At 71.1% G+C, this 19,656-nt stretch carries 15 protein-coding genes; 7 read left to right on the plus strand and 8 right to left on the minus strand.

The window, feature by feature from the left end:
* Both AAC944_RS20840 and AAC944_RS20845 read left to right on the plus strand, forming a co-directional pair.
* Entirely contained in the window at positions 1-519 is a 519-nt protein-coding gene (locus tag AAC944_RS20840; RefSeq protein WP_051872224.1) for an amino-acid N-acetyltransferase, read from the plus strand.
* 156 nt (positions 520-675) lie between these two features.
* Positions 676-1,008, plus strand: coding sequence for a histone-like nucleoid-structuring protein Lsr2 (locus tag AAC944_RS20845; protein WP_030621700.1), 333 nt, complete (start codon positions 676-678; stop codon positions 1,006-1,008).
* On the opposite strand, the gene AAC944_RS20850 is transcribed toward AAC944_RS20845, so the two are convergent.
* A complete protein-coding gene (locus tag AAC944_RS20850) occupies positions 1,009-1,704 on the minus strand; it encodes an SCO3374 family protein (protein ID WP_438272745.1) in 696 nt (231 codons plus the stop codon).
* Positions 1,705-2,192: 488 nt separating this feature from the next.
* Between AAC944_RS20850 and AAC944_RS20855 the strand changes: the two genes are divergently transcribed.
* Complete coding sequence (locus AAC944_RS20855; RefSeq protein ID WP_030621698.1) at positions 2,193-4,718, plus strand: ATP-dependent Clp protease ATP-binding subunit; 2,526 nt, start codon at positions 2,193-2,195, stop codon at positions 4,716-4,718.
* Between the two features lie 78 nt (positions 4,719-4,796).
* Here the strand turns inward: AAC944_RS20855 and AAC944_RS20860 are convergent, their stop codons facing one another.
* Both AAC944_RS20860 and AAC944_RS20865 read right to left on the minus strand, forming a co-directional pair.
* Positions 4,797-7,436 (minus strand): NACHT domain-containing protein, encoded by a 2,640-nt coding sequence (locus tag AAC944_RS20860; RefSeq protein WP_030621696.1) that lies wholly within the window; start codon positions 7,434-7,436, stop codon positions 4,797-4,799.
* 75 nt (positions 7,437-7,511) lie between these two features.
* Positions 7,512-10,634, minus strand: coding sequence for an NACHT domain-containing protein (locus AAC944_RS20865; protein ID WP_051872223.1), 3,123 nt, complete (start codon positions 10,632-10,634; stop codon positions 7,512-7,514).
* A 499-nt stretch (positions 10,635-11,133) separates the two neighbouring features.
* Between AAC944_RS20865 and AAC944_RS20870 the strand changes: the two genes are divergently transcribed.
* Positions 11,134-11,844 carry a M23 family metallopeptidase gene (locus tag AAC944_RS20870; protein WP_030621692.1) on the plus strand — a complete coding sequence of 237 codons (711 nt, stop codon included), beginning with the start codon at positions 11,134-11,136 and terminating at the stop codon, positions 11,842-11,844.
* Between the two features lie 20 nt (positions 11,845-11,864).
* Here AAC944_RS20870 and AAC944_RS20875 read toward each other — a convergent pair whose 3' ends face one another.
* Positions 11,865-12,449, minus strand: coding sequence for a TetR/AcrR family transcriptional regulator (locus AAC944_RS20875; RefSeq protein WP_037773057.1), 585 nt, complete (start codon positions 12,447-12,449; stop codon positions 11,865-11,867).
* A 156-nt stretch (positions 12,450-12,605) separates the two neighbouring features.
* Here AAC944_RS20875 and AAC944_RS20880 point away from each other — a divergent pair, with 156 nt between their 5' ends.
* Entirely contained in the window at positions 12,606-14,192 is a 1,587-nt protein-coding gene (locus AAC944_RS20880) for an MDR family MFS transporter (protein WP_051872222.1), read from the plus strand.
* Positions 14,193-14,422: 230 nt separating this feature from the next.
* Complete coding sequence (locus AAC944_RS20885; RefSeq protein WP_196943226.1) at positions 14,423-14,770, plus strand: hypothetical protein; 348 nt, start codon at positions 14,423-14,425, stop codon at positions 14,768-14,770.
* A 28-nt stretch (positions 14,771-14,798) separates the two neighbouring features.
* Here the strand turns inward: AAC944_RS20885 and cseC are convergent, their stop codons facing one another.
* From cseC to AAC944_RS20905, 4 genes are all read right to left on the minus strand, one after another.
* A complete protein-coding gene (gene cseC / locus AAC944_RS20890) occupies positions 14,799-16,106 on the minus strand; it encodes a two-component system sensor histidine kinase CseC (protein ID WP_030621685.1) in 1,308 nt (435 codons plus the stop codon).
* Between the two features lie 6 nt (positions 16,107-16,112).
* The gene (gene cseB / locus AAC944_RS20895) at positions 16,113-16,826 is read right to left on the minus strand and encodes a two-component system response regulator CseB (protein WP_030621684.1); all 714 of its coding nucleotides are present in this window, start codon (positions 16,824-16,826) and stop codon (positions 16,113-16,115) included.
* Between the two features lie 8 nt (positions 16,827-16,834).
* Complete coding sequence (locus AAC944_RS20900) at positions 16,835-17,536, minus strand: hypothetical protein (RefSeq protein ID WP_368396381.1); 702 nt, start codon at positions 17,534-17,536, stop codon at positions 16,835-16,837.
* Positions 17,537-17,602: 66 nt separating this feature from the next.
* A complete protein-coding gene (locus tag AAC944_RS20905; RefSeq protein ID WP_030621679.1) occupies positions 17,603-18,154 on the minus strand; it encodes a SigE family RNA polymerase sigma factor in 552 nt (183 codons plus the stop codon).
* A gap of 461 nt (positions 18,155-18,615) precedes the next feature.
* Between AAC944_RS20905 and AAC944_RS20910 the strand changes: the two genes are divergently transcribed.
* On the plus strand, positions 18,616-19,635 hold the full coding sequence (locus AAC944_RS20910) for a YncE family protein (RefSeq protein WP_368396382.1): 1,020 nt from the start codon (positions 18,616-18,618) through the stop codon (positions 19,633-19,635).
* Positions 19,636-19,656 lie beyond the last annotated feature (21 nt).

The raw sequence follows: 19,656 nt of genomic DNA on the forward strand, positions 1-19,656 counted from the left end.
ATGCCACCACTATCGAATGGCGTCACCGTCCGCCGGGCCCGGACCGCTGATGTGCCCGCCGTACGCCGCCTCATCGACTCCTACTCGCGTGACGGGATCCTGCTCGACAAAGCCACCGTCACGCTTTACGAGGACATCCAGGAGTTCTGGGTGGCCGAGCGCGACGAGGACGCCGAGGTGGTGGGCTGCGGTGCGCTGCACGTCATGTGGGAAGACCTCGCGGAGGTCCGTACCCTCGCCGTCGCCCCCCAGCTCAAGGGCGCCGGCGTAGGGCACCAGGTGCTGGACAAGCTGCTCCGTACAGCAAGCTGGCTGGGAGTGCGCCGTATTTTCTGTCTGACCTTCGAAGTGGACTTCTTCGCCAAGCACGGCTTCGTGGAGATCGGCGAGACTCCGGTCGACGGTGATGTCTACAGCGAGCTGCTGCGTTCCTATGACGAGGGCGTCGCGGAGTTCCTCGGTCTCGAACGAGTGAAGCCCAACACCCTAGGCAACAGCCGCATGCTTCTGCACCTGTGATCAGCGTTCTATGTCCGAATCGCGCCCCTATCTCATAGCTGTCGAACCCGGTGTTCCCCGAGGCCGCCGCATCTGAACCCGACCCGGGGGTTTGTGTTTTTCCCGGAAAAGCGGTTTGCTTTCCGTCGTAATCCACATTCGATGAAAGGGAAACCGGTGGCACAGAAGGTTCAGGTTCTTCTTGTCGACGACCTCGACGGTGGCGAGGCGGACGAGACGGTGACGTTCGCGCTCGACGGTAAGTCCTATGAGATCGACCTCAGCACCGGCAACGCGGAGAAGCTGCGCGACGCCCTTGAGACGTTCGTGAAGGCCGGCCGTCGTACCGGTCGTGCCGCGAGCGGCCGTGGCAAGGCGCGTGCCGCCTCCTCCGGCAACAAGGACACCGCTGAGATCCGTAAGTGGGCCAAGGAGAACGGTTACGAGGTCAACGACCGCGGCCGCGTCCCCGCGACGGTCCGTGAGGCGTACGAGAAGGCCAACGGCTGATCACCGCGGAAGCGATCCGTTCGACCTTTTCCTACGCGCAGCAACCGGGCCCGGTGGCATTCCGTCGCCGCCACGCTCACGAGCCGTACGAGGTCGGGGGGCGCGCCCCATACGTGACGTACGGGGAACCCCACCACCGCCCCCGAGGCCTGCCCCGCTCCCCGTGGAGGGCAGTGTCGCCTCGACATCGCAGCCCGGCTCCGGAGGCCGTACCCACGCGGCTCCCCGCATCCCGGCCCCCGCAGGCAGCCCAGGCCCCGCTGCCCGGAACGGCGCCGCCGGCCCGGCCGGCGTCCAGGGTGCCGCAGGCGGTGGCGCGGGCATCAGGTCACCGGAGCCGAGAGCGGTCAGCTCAAGGGCCACCGAGCTCCACTCCAGCCACTCCAGCACCTCTGGCAGCTCCTCCGCCGCACCTGCGGCCACGAGGACGCGCAGAACCGGTTCTCCGGGCGCCAGGGAGCCGTTTCCGTGCCGCTCGCTCCTGCCGAGCGCGACGGGGCCCGTGCGGCCCGCACGGCGCAGCGTGGCGAAGCCGGCGTCGGCGGGCATCTCCAGGACGTCGAAGCGGATTCCCGTACGCAGCCGGAGCGGCGGGCCGCCTGCGGCCGGCCAGCCCAGGGTCCGCTCGTACCACCGCCGCGCGGCGGAGCCGGCGGCGGGAAGCGGGGCGCGGGGGCGCGGGAGCGCGAGGGCCATGACCGGTGCAACTCCCTAATTGCTCAGAAGTTACGCTGGGTTGAAGGGCGGATACGTACCGTGCTGGCCCTGTGGGTATAGGACGGGCGTGCGGGCGCGTAAAACGGCGCAAGGGTGTTCGCCCGTAGCGGAGCATGGCGGGCCACGCGGATGGACTGTCAGAGGCAGCGGGTAAGACTTTCCGCGAGGGGAGGGACGATGAAACGCAGCGATGAGCGGGATGTTCGCGACGGCGGCGCCGTGGGCGCGGGCGTGTCGGGCAAGGCCGCGTTCGCCATGGGCGTACTGGCATGGGGCGTATATGCCTGGCCTGCGGGAACATCGTCTCGCACCATCGGGTTGGAGCAGATGTCGGCTGTTCGGGGCAGGAGGCCAAGGACGGGTGTCGGCAGTTGGAATGAGCTGTCCCGCCCTGCGGGACTAGCATGCGGAAGGACAGGGAGGGGACCGACCCCTAACTGCCTGACCGCTCTGAGGAGCGATTAACGATGTTCGAGAGGTTCACCGACCGCGCGCGGCGGGTTGTCGTCCTGGCTCAGGAAGAAGCCCGGATGCTCAACCACAACTACATCGGCACCGAGCACATTCTCCTGGGCCTGATCCATGAGGGTGAGGGTGTCGCCGCTAAGGCCCTGGAGAGCCTCGGGATTTCGCTCGAGGCGGTCCGCCAGCAGGTGGAGGAGATCATTGGCCAGGGCCAGCAGGCCCCTTCCGGCCACATTCCCTTCACTCCCCGTGCCAAGAAGGTCCTGGAGCTGTCGCTCCGCGAGGCCCTTCAGCTCGGCCACAACTACATCGGCACCGAGCACATCCTGCTCGGCCTGATCCGCGAGGGCGAGGGCGTCGCCGCCCAGGTCCTCGTGAAGCTGGGCGCCGATCTGAACCGGGTGCGGCAGCAGGTCATCCAGCTGCTCTCCGGCTACCAGGGCAAGGAGACGGCCGCCGCCGGCGGTCCCGCCGAGGGCACGCCCTCGACCTCCCTCGTCCTGGACCAGTTCGGCCGCAACCTCACGCAGGCCGCTCGTGAAACCAAGCTCGACCCGGTCATCGGGCGCGAGAAGGAGATCGAGCGGGTCATGCAGGTGCTGTCCCGGCGTACGAAGAACAACCCGGTCCTCATCGGCGAGCCCGGCGTCGGCAAGACGGCGGTCGTCGAGGGCCTGGCGCAGGCCATCGTCAAGGGCGAGGTGCCCGAGACCCTCAAGGACAAGCACCTCTACACCCTGGACCTGGGCGCCCTGGTCGCCGGCTCCCGCTACCGCGGTGACTTCGAGGAGCGCCTGAAGAAGGTGCTCAAGGAGATCCGCACCCGCGGCGACATCATCCTGTTCATCGACGAGCTCCACACCCTGGTGGGTGCGGGCGCCGCCGAGGGCGCGATCGACGCCGCCAGCATCCTGAAGCCGATGCTGGCCCGCGGTGAGCTGCAGACCATCGGTGCGACCACGCTCGACGAGTACCGCAAGCACCTGGAGAAGGACGCGGCCCTGGAGCGCCGTTTCCAGCCGATCCAGGTCGCGGAGCCGTCGCTGCCGCACACCATCGAGATCCTCAAGGGCCTGCGCGACCGCTACGAGGCCCACCACCGGGTCTCCATCACGGACGAGGCGCTGGTCCAGGCCGCTCAGCTGGCCGACCGGTACATCTCCGACCGCTTCCTGCCGGACAAGGCGATCGACCTGATCGACGAGGCCGGTTCCCGGATGCGCATCCGCCGGATGACCGCGCCGCCGGACCTCCGCGAGTTCGACGAGAAGATCGCCGACGTGCGCCGGGAGAAGGAGTCCGCGATCGACTCGCAGGACTTCGAGATGGCCGCGGGCCTGCGCGACAAGGAGAAGCAGCTCCTGGCCGCGAAGGCGAAGCGGGAGAAGGAGTGGAAGGCCGGCGACATGGACGTCGTCGCCGAGGTCGACGGCGAGCTGATCGCCGAGGTCCTGGCGACCGCCACCGGCATCCCGGTCTTCAAGCTCACCGAGGAGGAGTCTTCCCGTCTCCTCCGCATGGAGGACGAGCTGCACAAGCGCGTCATCGGCCAGAAGGACGCCATCAAGGCGCTCTCGCAGGCCATCCGGCGTACGCGTGCCGGCCTGAAGGACCCGAAGCGCCCCGGCGGTTCGTTCATCTTCGCGGGCCCGTCCGGTGTCGGTAAGACCGAGCTGTCCAAGACGCTCGCGGAGTTCCTCTTCGGCGACGAGGACGCGCTGATCTCCCTCGACATGTCGGAGTTCAGCGAGAAGCACACGGTCTCCCGGCTCTTCGGTTCGCCTCCCGGCTACGTCGGCTACGAAGAGGGCGGCCAGCTGACCGAGAAGGTCCGCCGCAAGCCGTTCTCCGTGGTCCTCTTCGACGAGGTCGAGAAGGCCCACCCGGACATCTTCAACTCCCTGCTGCAGATCCTGGAGGACGGTCGCCTGACCGACTCCCAGGGCCGGGTCGTGGACTTCAAGAACACCGTCATCATCATGACGACGAACCTCGGCACCCGGGACATCTCCAAGGGCTTCAACCTGGGCTTCGCCGCCCAGGGTGACGTGAAGACCGGCTACGAGCGGATGAAGAACAAGGTCAACGAAGAGCTGAAGCAGCACTTCCGGCCCGAGTTCCTCAACCGTGTCGACGACACGGTCGTCTTCCACCAGCTCACCGAGGAAGACATCATCCAGATCGTCGACCTGATGATCGCCAAGGTGGACGAGCGCCTCAAGGACCGGGACATGGGCATCGAGCTCAGCACCGAGGCCAAGAAGCTGCTCGCCAAGCGCGGCTACGACCCGGTGCTGGGCGCCCGCCCGCTGCGCCGGACGATCCAGCGCGAGATCGAGGACGCCCTGTCGGAGAAGATCCTCTTCAACGACCTGCGTCCCGGCCACATCGTGGTCGTCGACATCGAGGGCGAGGGGGAGAACGCCAAGTTCACCTTCCGCGGCGAGGAGAAGTCGGCGCTGCCCGACGCCCCGCCGATCGAGTCCGCCACCGGCGGCTCGGGCCCGAACCTGAACAAGGACGCGTAACCACGAGTCCGAGTCCGCTGCCCCGGAACCACCAGGTGGTTCCGGGGCAGCGGCGTTTTTCCCGCGGGTGGTGGCCGGCTACAGCTCCACGACCTCGATGTGCTCCGGGACGCCGGCCGGGCGGGGGAGGCGGCTGCCGACCAGGAGCGTGTCCAGGCGGGGGAAGACGGTCAGCCAGTCCAGCGGGACGCCCAGGTCGGAGGTGAGCCACAGCCGGGTCAGCCGCTCGGCGACGATGCCCTCGATGAGCTGGTCGGGCGTGAACCGCCCGGCGATCTGGAGGTGCGGCCGGCCGCCCAGCCGGCGCAGGGCGTGCAGTTCCTCCAGGTCGGACACCGGGAAGTACAGCTCGGCGTCGTCGAGGTGGGCGATGATCTCCCGCGCGTACCGCTCGGTGTCGTACTTCCGCCAGGCGCTCGCCAGCTGCGCCCGTATGTCCAGGTGGGACCGCTCCCGCAGTCCCGTGAGGTAGTCGATGGCCATGTCGTCGCCGATGGAGGTGGCGGTGAGCGCGAGGAGGTACGCCTCGGCGTTGGTGGCCGTGGCCGGGTCCGGCAGCATCTCCAGGACGATCGGCCCGATCCAGCCCAGCGCGCGGGCCCCGGCCGGTGTGGTCGGCCGCATCATGTCGCGCGTGAAGCGCTGCACGCGCCGGCGGACCTCCGGGTCCAGCTCGGTGGCGTGCTCCAGGCAGGCGGCGGCCAGCAGCTTGCGGTGCCGGGCCTCCGCGGCGCGTACGCCCGCGTGCGGCGCCAGCAGCCCGTTCAGCAGCTGGGCGCACTCGTCGGGCCGGGCGAGGGCGACGGCCATCCGGATGACGTCCTCCCACTCCGTGTGGTGCGCGTGGTCCAGCAGCAGGCCGAAGTCGTGCTGCTGCACGGTGGCCCGCGCGGCCAGGTAGTCCTGGAACGTGCGGTGCACGAAGTCCACCGTGCCGGGCGTCGTCTCGCGCAGCAGCCCGGTGCGGTTCAGCAGATGCCGGTAGACGTCCTCGGCGTCGCCCTGCCGCGCCGCGTCGGGGATGGCGGGCAGATGCCGGGCGAGCGTGTCGACGGCGACGTCCCGGCCCATCTCGGACCGCCCGTTGACCAGCATCCAGTGGGCCAGCTTCTGGAGCAGCTGTATCTTCGGCTGCCGCGGCAGGTCGATGGCGTCGGTGGGTACCATCGCCCGCTCCCGGTCCCGCCGCTCCAGCAGCATCGACAGGCCCGCGTCGTACAGCTCCTTGCGTCCGCTGGGCAGGTAGCCGCGCCGGTCCCGGTGGAGCGCGCACAGCAGCCCGCACATCAGCGGATTGGTCGCCAGCCGCCCCAGGTCCCGGGTGATGCGTACGGCGTTCAGCAGCGTGCGCTCGTAGTGCCCGAGCCGGTCCAGGTCCGCGGGGGACTGCTGCGCCGCGGCACGGTGCCAGCGCTGGATGAACGCCGCGACGTCCTCCCGGCTCATCGGCGCCAGCCGCAGCTCGGTGAACCCGTCGGAGGCCAGCCAGTCCTCCGGCACGGCGGACGGCCGTGAGGTCACGACCCACACGTTGCCCGGGTACCGGGCCGTCCACTCCCGTAGCCGCACCCGCAGCCGCTCACGGTCGTCCTCCGGCGCCTCGTCCACACCGTCGACGAGCAGCAGCCCGCGGCCGGCGCGCAGCACGCGCTCCGCCCAGCCGGCCGGCTGCGCGTCGGCGCCCGCGTACCCCATGGCGGCCAGGAAGCCGTCGGGCGACGGAATGCCGGAGTGCGAGGCGAAGCGCCGTACGGGCAGCAGGAACGGCACCCGGCCCGGCAGCTGTCCGGCCAGCGCGGGCGGCAGTTCGTCACGCGCCGTGGCGACCGCGAGCCACTGGAGCAGGGTCGTCTTGCCGGACCCCGCGACACCCCGGACGAGGACCTTGTCCAGCCCGGCCAGCGCCTGCTCGGCGGGGACGGGCGGGGCCTGCGGGCCGGGATCCTGCCGCTCGCCGGCCGGCGGCCCGGACAGCTCCGGCTGGCCGCGCTCGCACTGCAGCCCCAGGTAGGCGGCGTCCAGTGGCCAGCTGTCCGGGGAGTGCGCGAGGTCGATGCCGAAGATCGTGAGGTGGTTGTGGAGTACGGCGACGTCCCGCGCGTACCGCTCCTCGAAGGCGGCATCGGCCGAGGAGCCCCGGGGCGGGGCGGTCCCGACGGCGGGCTCGCCCGCGGCGCCGTCCCCGTCACCGGCGCCGTCCTTTCCCGCCGCCAGCTCCGCCAGCCGCCGGGTCTGCTCCACGAGGGTGCGCGCCACGAACTCCGACCGCCGTGTGAAGAAGTGCAGGATGTGCACGGCCACGGCGTCCAGCACGGCCCGGAACAGCGCGCGGCCGTCGGCGGTCAGACCGCGCTCCACGTCCGGCACGGCGGCGCGCATCCGCTGCGCGAAGTCGGCGGGCCGCAGGCGTACGGCCTGCCAGTCGTCCAGCTCGCTGGTGGCGAGCGCACCGAACGTACGGGCCAGTGCGCCGGACACGGGCGGTATCGCCGCCTCGTCGGACGCGGCCGGGGCCACGAGCCGTTCCGCCAGCCGTTCGAGGTCCTCCTCGGTGAGCGCCGGTTTCTCCCCGCGGAAGGCGACGAGCCGCGCCACCGGCACCGGACGGTCGTCCGCCACGCCCGCCGCCGCGCTCTCCTCTTCACTCATGAACAGCGTTCTGACGAGCGGCCCGACGAGGCCGGGGGTGAGGCGGGCGGCGGCGGTCGTGGGATCCATGCGGCGGTGTCCCCCGGTAACTGGTGGGAGTTTCAAACGCTGTTGGGGCTCCCAGGGTAGGGGAGCGCGGCGGAGTCAGGAGGGGAGCGGAACGGCATTCGACGGTCCGACCACGTCGAGCCTTCGCAGACCGGGAAAGTGGTGTGCGACGGCCGCCCGGCCGGGGAACGTGCCCGCGGGGTCGAACAGCCTGAGGCTGACCAGGCCGGGGAGCGTGAGCCCGGCCGGGCAGGCGGCCAGGCAGTCGGCGTCCACGCTGAGGTGCGTCAGCGACTCCAGCGCGGCGATCTCCGCCCAGCCCGCGGCGTCCCGCGGACAGGCCTGGGAGTCGAGCAGGAGCTCCCGCAGCTCCGGCCAGGCTCGCACGGCGAGGGGGCCCGACCAGCCGCGGGAGGCGGTGCCGCCCAGCCGCAGACGCTGGAGCGGAGCGTCCTTCGGCAGGTCGTCGGGGCTCCAGGGGATGTCCGGCAGGTGGACCGTCAGGTTGGTGAGCCCGGGCAGTGAAGCGAGGGGGCGCAGGTCCCGGAGCCCGGTGAGGTGAAAGAGGGCGAGCCACTCCAAGGGCAATCCGGCGAGCGGTGAGAGGTCGCCGAGGCGCGGGGTGTCGTAGAGGGTCAGCCGCGTGAGCCGTGGCGTGTCCCGGAGGAACCCGAGGGCGTGGACGTCGTTGGCCTCGATGCGAAGGAACTGCGCGCCGACCTCCCGGGCGTGCGACGCAAGCCCCTCCTGGGAGACCTTGCTCCGCGCGTCGATCCGCTCGCGACCGCCCATCTCCCGGAGCAGCCGCAGGTGGTCGTCGGTGTGGACCGAGTACATCAGCCCGTCCGCATCGAGGTGCCGCACCACCTCCTCCGCGTACCGTCCCGCGTCGAAGCGGTGCCAGGCCCATACCAGCTGTGAGCGGACCCGCAGCGCCGGATGGTCCCGGAACCGGGCCAGTACCGGCACGGCCCGGTCCGACTCCACGTTCGAGGCCGCGACCGTGACGGCGACGGCCTCGTCCTCGGTCAACCCCTCGGGGCCCGGCAGGAGTTCCAGCACCAGCGGCCCCGCCGCCGCCAGTTCCCTGGCCTCCTCCGCGGAGCGGGGCGGCAGGAGCTCCGCCGTGCGGTCCTCCACGGCCCTGCGGACCGCCGGGTCCAGCTCGGTGGCGTGTTCCAGGCAGGCCAGCGCGAGGAGCAGGATGCGGGTACGCACCGCGCGCTCGGCCTCACCGGTGGCGGCGTCGGCGCGGGCCAGCAACTCGCGCAGGATCTCCGCTCGTTCGCGCGGCCGTCCGTGCGCCACCGCCATCCGGATCACATCCTCCCACTGGGAGTCGTGCGCGTGGGCGGTCAGCAGGCCGATGTCCCACTCCTCGACGGCGGCCCGCGCACCCAGGTAGTCCTGGAAGGTGCGGTGCACGAAGTCGACGGCGCCGGGCGCCGGTTCGCGCAGCAGGCCGCTGCGGAGCAGCAGGTGCCGGAAGACCGCGTCGGCGTCCCCCTGGGCGGCCGCCGCCGGTACGGCCGGCAGCGCGTCCGCGACGATGCGCTCGGCGTGCGCGCGGTCCAGCTCCGTACGGCCGTTCCTGATGAGCCAGTACGCGAGCCGCTGGAGCAGCTGGATCTGCGGCTCGTCGCTCAGCTCGATGCCGTCCGGGCCGTTCATGTCGCGCTCCCGGTCGCGGCGCGACAGCAGCATCGTCAGCGCCGCGTCGTACAGCTCCTTGCGCCCGTGCGGCAGGTAGCCGCGCCGGTCGCGGTGGAGCGCGCAGATCAGCCCGCACATCAGGGGGTTGGTCGCCAGCCGTCCCAGGTCCTGCTTGGTGTGTACGGCGTGCAGCAGCGACCGTTCGTACGCCGTGAGCCGGTCCTCGTCCGCCGGGGTTCCCGCGCGGGCGGCGGCGTGCCACCGTCCGATGAACGCGGCCACGTCGTCGCGGCTCATCGGGGCGAGCGTCAGTTCGGTGAAGCCCTCGGCCGCCAGCCAGTCCTCGCGGACGGCGGAGGGGCGCGAGGTCACCATCCACAGGTTGTGCGGGAACGCGTCGAGGAGGTCGCGCAGCCAGCGCCGGGCCCGCTCGCGCTCCCGCTCCGGGATCTCGTCCAGCCCGTCCACGAGGACCAGCCCGCGCCCGCCCGCCAGGACCCGGTGCGCCCAGCCGTCCGGCTGCGCGCCGGACACGGGGCAGCCGACGGCCGCGAGGAAGCGGTCGGGGGTGGGGAGGTCGGCGCCGGACCGCTGGAGCGTCCGCAGGGGGAGGACGAAGGGGATGCGTCCGTGGAGGTGCGGGAGGGCGGCCGTGCCGCCCGCCGGGGTGCAGGAGACCGCGAGCCACTGCACCAGCGTGCTCTTGCCCGAGCCGGCGACGCCGCGCAGCAGGACCCGGTCGTGCCCGGCGAGCGCGTGGTCGGCGGGTACCGGTGAGGCGGGCGGGGCCGGGGTGCCGCGCAGGCCGTCGTACGCGGCCTCGGCGTCCGGTGCCGCGCCGTCCTGCGCGTACGTGGCGTGCAGGCTCAGGTACGCCGTGTCCAGTGGCCAGCGGTCCGGCGAGTGCGCCAGGTCGATGCCGTAGATCGTCAGACGGCCGTGCTTCCTGCCGAGGTGGGCGAGGTAGTCCCGCTCGAAGGCGGTGTCCGCGGTCCGGGGTGACGGGTTGCGCGCGATGAGCTCGTCGGTCAGGGCGATGAGCCGGTCCAGGTCCCGGCTCTGCTCGACGAGGGTGCGGGCGACAAACGTCGACCGCTGGGTGAAGAAGTGCACGATGTGCAGGCAGGCGATGCCGAGCAGGGTGTCGTACAGCTGCTCGGCATCCCGGGAGAGCGCGCTCAGCGCCTCCTGGCCGGCCTCCTGGCGCAGCCGGCGGGCGAGCGCCGGGGCGCCCAGCCGGACGGCCTGTACGTCGTCCATGGCCAGCCCGCCGAGGGCGTGCAGGGTCCGGGTGAGCGCGTCGGCGACGGCGGCCTCCTCGGCGGCGGCGACGGGCCGTTCCCCGGGACCGGCGGCCCGCACGGCGCGCGCCACCAGCTCCCCGGCGATCTTGCGCAGCTCGCCCTCGGTGAGCGTGCGCTTCTCGCCCGTGAACGAGACGAGCGCGGACACCCGTACCGGCCTCTCCGCCAGCCCCGCGCCCGGCCCCTCCTTCACGAAGAGCTTCTTCACGAGCGGTGCCACGACGGACGACGCCAGCCGGGCCCCCACCGTTGCCGGATCCATGCCGGGCCCTCCCCCTGTCGCTGCCGGCCGTACGCGCCGACGAGGTTACCGGGGTCACAGGTCCTTGGTCCCGGAACGGACATACCAAGGACCTTGGGCAAAGCGGGCGGATCGGGGGGTTCGGTGACATGCCGCACAGCGGATTTCGCGCCTACTAAAAGGCATAGGAAAGGCGCCGGGTGGGGCCGCGGGCCGCCTTTCCCTGGTGCCGTGGGACTTTTGGCAGGGGGGTGGAGGGGACCTGCGGCAGAGAAGTCGAGGATCAAGGGAATGGCAGGTGGGGGCGGAATCCGGGGCGGGAAGGCGGTTCCGGGGATTGTCCGGGCGGGATGTTTTGAAGCGGGCGCGGCGGGTACGGCAAGGGGCTGATTCCCGTTGCCTTTGTTACGGGGTCAGGTAGTAGAAAGGCTTCTTGGCAGGCCTGCGAGCGGCGGTTACCAAGGAATGGCGATCCCGGTTGGTCCCGGCCGGGAGTCTTTCTTTCGGAGGTAATTCCCGCATGTCGAAGTTCTCCTTCACCCGGTATTCGAAGAAGCCCGCCCTGCGTACCCGCGCCACCGTTCTGGTGGCCGGCATGGGCGCCTCCCTCGCGCTGGGTGCCGGTGCTGCTTCGGCGATGGACGGCGGCGCGGTATCGCTCCAGGGCCTCTCCACGGACGTGGCGAGCACGGTGAGCGCGCAGGCCGACGCGCAGAAGAAGTCGATCGACGCGGAGAAGAAGGCCAAGGCCGACCGCGCCAAGGCGGCCGCTGACCGGCACGAGCGTGCCGAGCGGCAGCTGCAGAAGACCAACGGCTGGGAGAAGCCGGTGGACAAGTACGGCCTCGGCGAGAAGTTCGGTCTGGCCGGCAGTCACTGGTCGCACAAGCACAGTGGCCAGGACTTCGTGGTGCCCACGGGTACCCAGGTGAAGGCCGCGCACGAAGGCACCGTCGTGAAGGCGGGCCCGAACGGCGGCGGTGACGGTCCCGCGTACGGCAATGCCATTGTGATCAAGCACGGTGCCCACACGTACACGCAGTACGCGCACCTTTCGAAGATCCAGGTCCAGGTCGGCCAGAAGGTCTCCGCCGGTGACCGGATCGGCCTTTCCGGCAGCACCGGTAATTCCACCGGACCGCACCTGCACTTCGAGGTCCGTACCGGCGCTGACTACGGCACCGGTATCGAGCCGGTGGACTTCCTCCGCGGCGAGCACGTGGACGTCTGAGCCGGCCGGCCGACGAGAACTTAATCCTGTGGTGCCGCGGCGGTATTCGCCGCGGTGACCAATTCGAGGGCGACTTCGAGGATGGCCGCGCGCTTCTCCTCGGGGTCGCCTTCGACGTTTCCCATGGCGAACATTCCGGCGTGCATCGAGACCAGTGCGGTGACGCAGCGCGCCTGGTCCTTGAGTTCTGCATCGGGCTCCTTGAGGAGCCCGATCATCGTCAGCATCCGCGCCTTGAACGACTCACCGATGCTGAGGTCGCGGACGGTGGCCTGGTTCTCCTGCATGAAGCGGAAGAGCGGGGCGGCGTCGCGCAGCGCCTCGCTGTAACGGCGGAGGACCTCCTGCTTCGTCTCCAGCGTGCGCGGCCGGTCCCCGGCCCACGCGATCAGCTCGTCGCAGGGCCTGGCCAGGTCCTCGAAGAGGCTGATGACGATGTCTTCCTTGGTCTTGAAGTGGTAGTACAGGGCGGCCTTGGTGACCTCCAGCCGCTCGGCGATCTCCCGCAGCGAGGTCTTCTCGTACCCCTGCTGCGCGAAGAGGTCCAGGGCCACGTCCTGAATGCGCTGGCGGGTGTTGCCCCTGCGCGCGTGTGCTGTGCCCATGGTGCTCTCCTACGTCGTCGGTGCGGGTTCTCGCAGGCTATCCCTGGTCAGGCCGGGGCAATCATTAACTTACTTGACGCCCGGCTAGTTATGCCCTTACTGTCCTCGCCGTAAGCCAACTTGCCGGGCGGCAAGTAAGTGAGGAACGGGGGAGTGATGGCCGCAACCCAGGCCGCCGCGCCGGCGGACACCGGGGGCAAGCAGCCCGCCAGTGTCCGCGTGGTGCTCTTCGCACTGATGATCGCGATGCTGCTCGCGATGCTCGACAACATGATCGTGGGCACCGCGATGCCGACGATCGTCGGCGAGCTCGGCGGCCTCGACCACCTCTCCTGGGTGGTCACCGCCTACACCCTCGCCACCGCCGCTTCCACGCCCATCTGGGGCAAGCTCGGCGACATGTACGGCCGCAAGGGCGTCTTCCTCACCTCGATCGTGATCTTCCTGATCGGCTCGGCGACCTCCGGCATGGCCCAGGACATGGGCCAGCTCATCGCCTTCCGCGCGGTCCAGGGCCTGGGCGCCGGCGGTCTGATGGTCGGCGTGATGGCGATCATCGGTGATCTGATCCCGCCCCGGGAGCGCGGCAAGTACCAGGGCATGATGGCCGGCGTCATGGCCGTCGCCATGATCGGCGGCCCGCTCGTCGGCGGCACCATCACCGACCACCTCGGCTGGCGCTGGAGCTTCTACATCAACCTGCCGCTCGGCGCGATAGCCCTGGCCATGATCACGGCCGTGCTGCACCTGCCCAGGAAGCGCTCCCAGGCGCGCATCGACTACGTGGGCGCCGCGCTCCTCACCGTCGGCATCACCGCGCTCGTCCTGATCACCACCTGGGGCGGTACGGAGTACGACTGGCTGTCGGCGCAGATCGTGGGCCTCGGCGCCCTCGGCGTGGTGTCGCTCCTCGCGTTCGTGCTCGTCGAGAGCAAGGTCAGCGAGCCCGTCCTGCCGCTGCACATCTTCCGCAACGGCAACTTCTCGCTCGTCACCGTGATCGGCTTCCTGGTCGGCTTCGTGATGTTCGGGTCGATGACCTTCCTGCCGCTCTTCCAGCAGACCGTCCAGGGCGCCTCGGCCACCAACTCCGGCCTGCTGCTCCTGCCGATGCTGCTGGCGATGATGGCCGTCTCGCTGATCGCGGGCCGGGTCACCACGAGCAGCGGCCGGTACAAGATCTTCGTCGTGGGCGGCGGCGCGCTGATCACCGCGGGGCTCTTCCTGCTGTCCCTGATGGACACCGGCACCAGCCGCTTCACCTCGGGCGCCTTCATGGCCGTCCTCGGCGCCGGCATGGGCTTCCTGATGCAGACGACCATGCTGATCGCGCAGAACAGCGTCGAGATGAAGGACATGGGCGTCGGCTCCTCGTCCGCCACGCTCTTCCGGACCATCGGCGGCTCCTTCGGCGTGGCGATCTTCGGTGCGCTCTTCACCCACCAGGTGCAGAACACCATGGCCGAGCGGGGCGGTGCGGCCGCCGGCAAGGCCATGGAGGGCGGCACGCAGCTCGACTCCGGCGGCCTGGCGCAGCTCCCGGGCCCGCTGAAGGACGCGTACCTGCACGCGGTCGCCGACGGTACCCACCTGGTCTTCCTGTGGGGCGCGGCCGTCAGCGTCATCGGCTTCCTGGCGGCCTGGTTCCTCAAGGAGGTGCCGCTGCGCGGCGGCCCGGCGCAGCCGGAGCCGGGCGGCGAGCCGCAGGATGCGCCCCGGGCGGAGGCCACCCAGGGGGTCTGACCTCGCACGACATGACCCGAGCACGGCCCCGGCACCGGTCCACGGTGCCGGCGCCGTGGTGTCACCGGAGCGTGCCGTTCGTCCGGGCCGGGTGACGATTGCACCGGTCCGGGGACAAGGCGTGCCGCGGCGGTTTCCGCCCTTGCTTTCCGGAGTGGACTGGTGTCAGCAGTCCATGAGGGCTGCTGGATGCGGGCGCCGGCCGGTGCCCGCAAGGGGGGCGAAAGATCATGAAGGGCACGAAGGAGCCGGCCCGGACGCCACGCCGAGGGGTGGCGAAGGCCGCGGTGGCAGGGATGCTCGCGCTGGTCACCATGGGGGCGGTGACCTGGCGGATCGGACACGGCGACGCGGGCGCGGCAGAGGGGCAGCGCGCCGCCGAGGTGACGGGCTCGCAGGTCCAGGAATGGCTCGACAGGGCGTGGGCCTACCTGGAGCCGTACCTGCATGAGTTCGTGCAGCTGTACAAGCCCGAGCTGAACATGCGGTTCCCCGTCACCGTCGCCGTGACGGTGGGCGTGCTGCTGCTGTTCCGCATCGGCATCCGCATCCGGATCACGAAGCGGGAACGGCGCTGACGACCGGGTGATCCGGCCGCGGGCGCGGTCAGTCCTCCGGGCCCGGGAGCCGGATCACCGGGAAGCTGCCGGTGGCGGTCGGGGCGTTCTCGGGGAGCCAGAGGACGGCGACGGCGCCGCTGGTGCCGTCCACGGCGGCCTCCGCGTTGCGGAAGGTCAGCCGGGCGCCGAGCACCCGGGCCTGGCCCGCCGCGATGGTCAGGCCCAGGCCGTGGCCGCGGCCCGACCGGTCGCTGCTGCCGGTACGGAAGCGGCTCGGGCCCTCGCGGAGCAGCGACTCGGGGAAGCCGGGCCCGTGGTCGCGGACGCGGATCACCCGGCCCTCGACCGTGACCTCCACCGGCGGCCTGCCGTGCCGGGAGGCGTTGGCGATGAGGTTGCCGAGGATGCGCTCCAGCCGGCGCGGATCGGTGCTGACCTCCGCGTCCCGCAGCACCTCGATGCGGATGTCCGGGCCCAGCGCCCGCACCCGCCGCCGGACGAACTCCCCGAGCTCGACGTCCTGGAGCTCGGCCCGCTCGGCGTAGCCGTCCAGCCGGGCCACCTCCAGTACGTCCTCGACCAGCGTCCGCATGGCCTGCGCCCGGTCCCGTACGAGCTCCGTCGGGCGGCCCGGGGGCAGCAGCTCGGCCGCGGTGAGCAGCCCCGTGACGGGCGTGCGCAGCTCGTGCGCGATGTCCGCCGTCACCCGCCGCTCGGCCTCGATCCGGGACTGGAGCGCGTCCGACATGGCGTCCATGGCGCGTGCCAGTTCGTCGGTCTCGTCCCGTACCCGCCCGCCGATCTCGTCCCGTACGTGGACGGAGGTGTCGCCCTCGGCGAGCTTGCGGGCCGCCTCCGCCGCCTTCCGCAGCCGCTTGGAGAGCCGGCCGCCGACCAGCACGCCCAGCGCGCAGCCGGCCGCGACCACCGAGATGGACCCGATGAACAGCGCCTGGTCGAGGTCGTCCAGGACGGTGAAGCGGTCGGGGAAGTCGTTGTGGATCGAGAGCACCCGGCCGTCGTCCAGCGGCGCCGCGGCCCACACCTCAGGGGCGGCCTCCCCGTTGTCCTCCAGATAGGTGGCGCGCCGGCCCTCGGCGACCTCGGCGCGCAGCGCCTTGGGCAGCTTCGGGTCGTCCAGCCGGGCGCCGAACTGGAGGCGGGCGGTGGTCTCGTAGATCCGCTGGGTGAAGTTCAGCCGCTCGATCTGCACGTCGCGGCTGTTGTCGAGCATGGACACCCGGGCGGCGTTGTGCACGACGAGGCTCAGCGCGATCGCGACCAGTGCTCCGACGAGCGCGATCGCCGCACTGAGCTTCCAGCGCAGTCCCGTACGCAGGGCGAGTCCGACCACCCGTGGTCAGCCTCTCAGCTTGTAGCCGAAGCCGCGGACCGTCTCGATCCGGTCCTGGCCGATCTTGCCGCGCAGCCGTTGCACGTGCACGTCGACGACCCGGGTGTCACCGCCCCAGCCGTAGTCCCACACCCGCTCCAGCAGCCGGTCGCGGGAGAGCACCGTGCCCGGCGCGTCGGAGAACTCCAGCAGCAGCCGCATCTCGGTCGGCGTCAGCGCGACCGGCCGGCCGTCGCGCCGCACCTCCATGCCTTCGGTGTCCACCTCCAGGTCACCGAAGCGCAGCAGCCCGTCGTCGGCGGCCGACGCCGTGTCCTTGCCCGCACCGCCGCGGCCGTCCGGGCCGCTGGCGTGTCCGAAGCGGCGCAGCACCGCCCGTATCCGGGCGACCAGCACCGCACCGTCGAACGGCTTGGTGACGTAGTCGTCGGCGCCCGCCTCCAGGCCGAGCACCACGTCGATGGAGTCGGCGCGCGCGGACAGCATGATCACCGGGACCGTCGACTCGTCCCGGATGCGCCGGCACAGGCTGACCCCGTCCAGGCCGGGCACCATCACGTCCAGCAGGGCGATGTCGGGCCGGTCGGCGCGGAACGCCTCCAGGCCCGAGAGCCCGTCCGGCATGGCCGTCACCACGAAGCCGTCCCGTTCCAGGGCGAGCTGGGTGGCCTCGCGGATGACGTCGTCGTCCTCGACGAAGAGCACATGGGTCTCGGCCATGCGAGTTCTCAATCCTCCGATGGTGTCGCTTCGGCGTCGGGGCCGGTCTTGCTGTAGTCGGTGTAGGTGTGGACGTACTCGCGGAAGTGGTCCTTCGACCAGCGGTACGTCAGCACATCCTCGCCCGTGGGACAGCAGACGGCGTCGTCGGAGTCGTAGGTCTGCCTGGTGACCTGGAGTTCACCCTTGCTGACCCCCGCGTAGACCGGCGGCTGCTCGTCGCTGAAGACGTTCTCGTAGCCCTTGGCGTCCTTGCGGTACACGTACGACCCGATGCCGACGGAGTCCGCGCAGGTCATCACGTTGACGATGACGTCGGGGGCCTTGCCGCCGGTCAGCGGGGCGTAGGTGACGTCGATCGGGTACTCGTCGGCCGTGCACGGCTTGGCCAGGGTCTTCTTCACCTCGGCGCCGACCTTGGGGTCGGCGCGCAGCAGCGCCCGCGCGTCGACCTTCTTGTAGCCGACGGAGGACGAGGGGGAGGGCGTCGGTGTCACGCTGCGGTCCCGGGACGGTACGGGCGTGTCGGCCGCCGAGCCCTCGGACCGCACACCGTCGCCGGACGCTTCGCACCCGGCCAGCAGCAGCGCGACCGCGGCGATCCCCGCGAGGGCCGTGCCGACCGTGCGCCACAAGGTCGCGGGCAGGCGCGAGGGAGCGGCCGGCCGCTCCTCGGCCGGTCCGCCGTCGGCTCCTTCGCCCCTGGTCACACCGCTCCTGCTCACCATGTGCCTGTCACCCGTCGCCGGCCCGCGGACCGGCGGTCCAGCGGCCGGTCAGGCCGCGCACCGCTCCCGCTCCTGGTCGTCACGCTCCAGTACGCGCGCGTCGGCCTCGCGGTTCATCAGCTCCTGGCGCAGCCGGGCCAGCGCCCGGTGCAGCGTGCTCTTGACCGTCCCCGTGGACATGCCCAGCGCCGCCGCGGTCTCCTCCGTACTCATCTGCTCCCAGTGTCGCAGGACGACGACGCTGCGCTGCTTGGGAGCCAGCACCGAGAGGATGTCCATCAGCAGGGCGCGGTCGGCGCGCTGCTCGGTGCCGTCGTCCACGCTCGCGTCCGGGAGCTGCTCGGTGGGCACCTCCTCCAGCTTGCGCGCCCGCCACCACTCGGTCCGCGTGTTGATCATGACGCGGCGCAGGTAGGCGTCGGCGAGGGACTTGTCGGCGATGCCGTCCCAGCGCCCGTACGTCCGTACGAGGGCCGTCTGCAGGAGGTCCTGGGCGTCGACCGGGTCGGGCACCAGACGCCGGGCGCTCCGCAGCAGGGCGTCCTGCCGCGTACGCACGTACTCTTCGAAGTCCAGTACCTTGCCGCCGCTGGTCGCCATACCGACGCCTCCGATCCTCTGCCTGCGTTCCCCACGTTGTCCGTGCCGGTGGTCGCGGACCGGGCGCCGTACGCATGTCGGCGCGGTCCTTTTCTCCAGCACGGGAGAGGACGCTACGGAGGGGGTGTTGCGGCGTGGTGCGCGGCTGCCCCACAGCGGATGCACGGAAATCCGTCGGTTGTGTAACAACGGTCCGGCGCTCCTCCTCGCGGGGGACGGGAAGGGCCGCGAAGTCATTCCACGGGGGGAGGACGGGCCCTCCGGCAGGGGGGTTCCACCGAGCGCGGCATTCGGCGGTATCGGCATATGCCGACGCCCCTTTCCTGTGGTCGTATAGCAGAGACATTTCCGTTTTGCCCGGAAGGATGCACTTTGTCATGCGCCGCCTCGCCGCCGCCCACAGCCCACCGACCGGTGCAGCGACCGAGAGGTCCGTGCAGCCGGCCCCCCGACGACGCCGCGTGAGGAGACGGTGGTGCGCGGTCCTCCTCGTGCTCGCGGCCCTGCCGACAGCCACCTGCGGAGTGAAGAACGCCGGGGGCGCTCAGGACGCGCAGGGTGCGGGTGAGGTACGGAGCGCGGCGGGCCCGCGGTACCCGGTACGCATCCTGGCGTTCGCCGCCAACACCGGCTCGAACTCGCTCTCCGCGTACGACGCCCGGCTGGAACGGCCGCTGGGCGCCGCGCCGGTGGGCGGCGGCCCGACAGGGGTGGGCGCGGCGCCGAACGGCAACACCGTTTACGTGGCCAACAGCAAGAGCGACACCGTGGCCTTCGTGAACACCGAGACCCGGCAGGTGTTCGCCGTCATCAGGGTCGGGGACCAGCCCTTCGCCGCCATGCCCAACAGGAGTGGCAGCCGCGTGCTGACCGCGGACTTCGGTTCGAACACCGTCACCGTGATCAGCGTCCCGGGCCGCCAGGTGATCGGCAAGGTGCCCGTGGGGCGCTTGCCGCACAGCATCGCCACCATCCCCGGCGGCGAGGCGTACGTCACCAACAGCGGCTCCAACACCGTGTCGGTCATCAGCCCCGGCCTCGGCGTCACCGACGTCATCCGCGTCGGGGACTTCCCCAGCGGGATCAGTGCCACCCCCCGGGGTGACCGGGTCTTCGTCTCCAACACGGGTTCGGGGACCGTCTCGGTGATCAGCACGTCCTCCAACCAGGTGATCGACGTCCTGCCGGCCGGCCAGGCGCCGGTCGGCAACGCCGTCAGCCCGAGCGGCGGCACCCTGTACGTCGCCGACTCCGGCGGGAACCAGCTGGTGATCGTCGATGTCTCCAGCGGCCGGATCCGGGCCCGGGTGCCCGTCGGCGTGAACCCGCAGGGCGTGGCCATCACCCCGGACGGACGCCGGGTGTGGGTCACCAACGAGGCCTCCGACACGGTGACCGTCGTCAACCCGGCAGCCCCGGGCAGTCCGACCACGCTGCCCGCCGGGCACCAGCCGGAAGGCATCGCCATCACGCCCCGCTGACCGTCGCCCCGGCCGGGCCCC

The organism is Streptomyces sclerotialus, assembly GCF_040907265.1.
GTDB classification, from domain to species: domain Bacteria; phylum Actinomycetota; class Actinomycetes; order Streptomycetales; family Streptomycetaceae; genus Streptomyces; species Streptomyces sclerotialus.

Bases quoted from the DNA above. Each gene is read 5' to 3' on its own strand.
- AAC944_RS20840 (WP_051872224.1), top strand. From the start codon at position 1: ATGCCACCACTATCGAATGGCGTCACCGTCCGCCGGGCCCGGACCGCT.
- AAC944_RS20850 (WP_438272745.1), bottom strand. From the start codon at position 1,704: ATGGCCCTCGCGCTCCCGCGCCCCCGCGCCCCGCTTCCCGCCGCCGGC.
- AAC944_RS20855 (WP_030621698.1), top strand. From the start codon at position 2,193: ATGTTCGAGAGGTTCACCGACCGCGCGCGGCGGGTTGTCGTCCTGGCT.
- AAC944_RS20860 (WP_030621696.1), bottom strand. From the start codon at position 7,436: ATGGATCCCACGACCGCCGCCGCCCGCCTCACCCCCGGCCTCGTCGGG.
- AAC944_RS20865 (WP_051872223.1), bottom strand. From the start codon at position 10,634: ATGGATCCGGCAACGGTGGGGGCCCGGCTGGCGTCGTCCGTCGTGGCA.
- AAC944_RS20870 (WP_030621692.1), top strand. From the start codon at position 11,134: ATGTCGAAGTTCTCCTTCACCCGGTATTCGAAGAAGCCCGCCCTGCGT.
- AAC944_RS20875 (WP_037773057.1), bottom strand. From the start codon at position 12,449: ATGGGCACAGCACACGCGCGCAGGGGCAACACCCGCCAGCGCATTCAG.
- AAC944_RS20880 (WP_051872222.1), top strand. From the start codon at position 12,606: ATGGCCGCAACCCAGGCCGCCGCGCCGGCGGACACCGGGGGCAAGCAG.
- AAC944_RS20885 (WP_196943226.1), top strand. From the start codon at position 14,423: ATGAAGGGCACGAAGGAGCCGGCCCGGACGCCACGCCGAGGGGTGGCG.
- cseB (WP_030621684.1), bottom strand. From the start codon at position 16,826: ATGGCCGAGACCCATGTGCTCTTCGTCGAGGACGACGACGTCATCCGC.
- AAC944_RS20905 (WP_030621679.1), bottom strand. From the start codon at position 18,154: ATGGCGACCAGCGGCGGCAAGGTACTGGACTTCGAAGAGTACGTGCGT.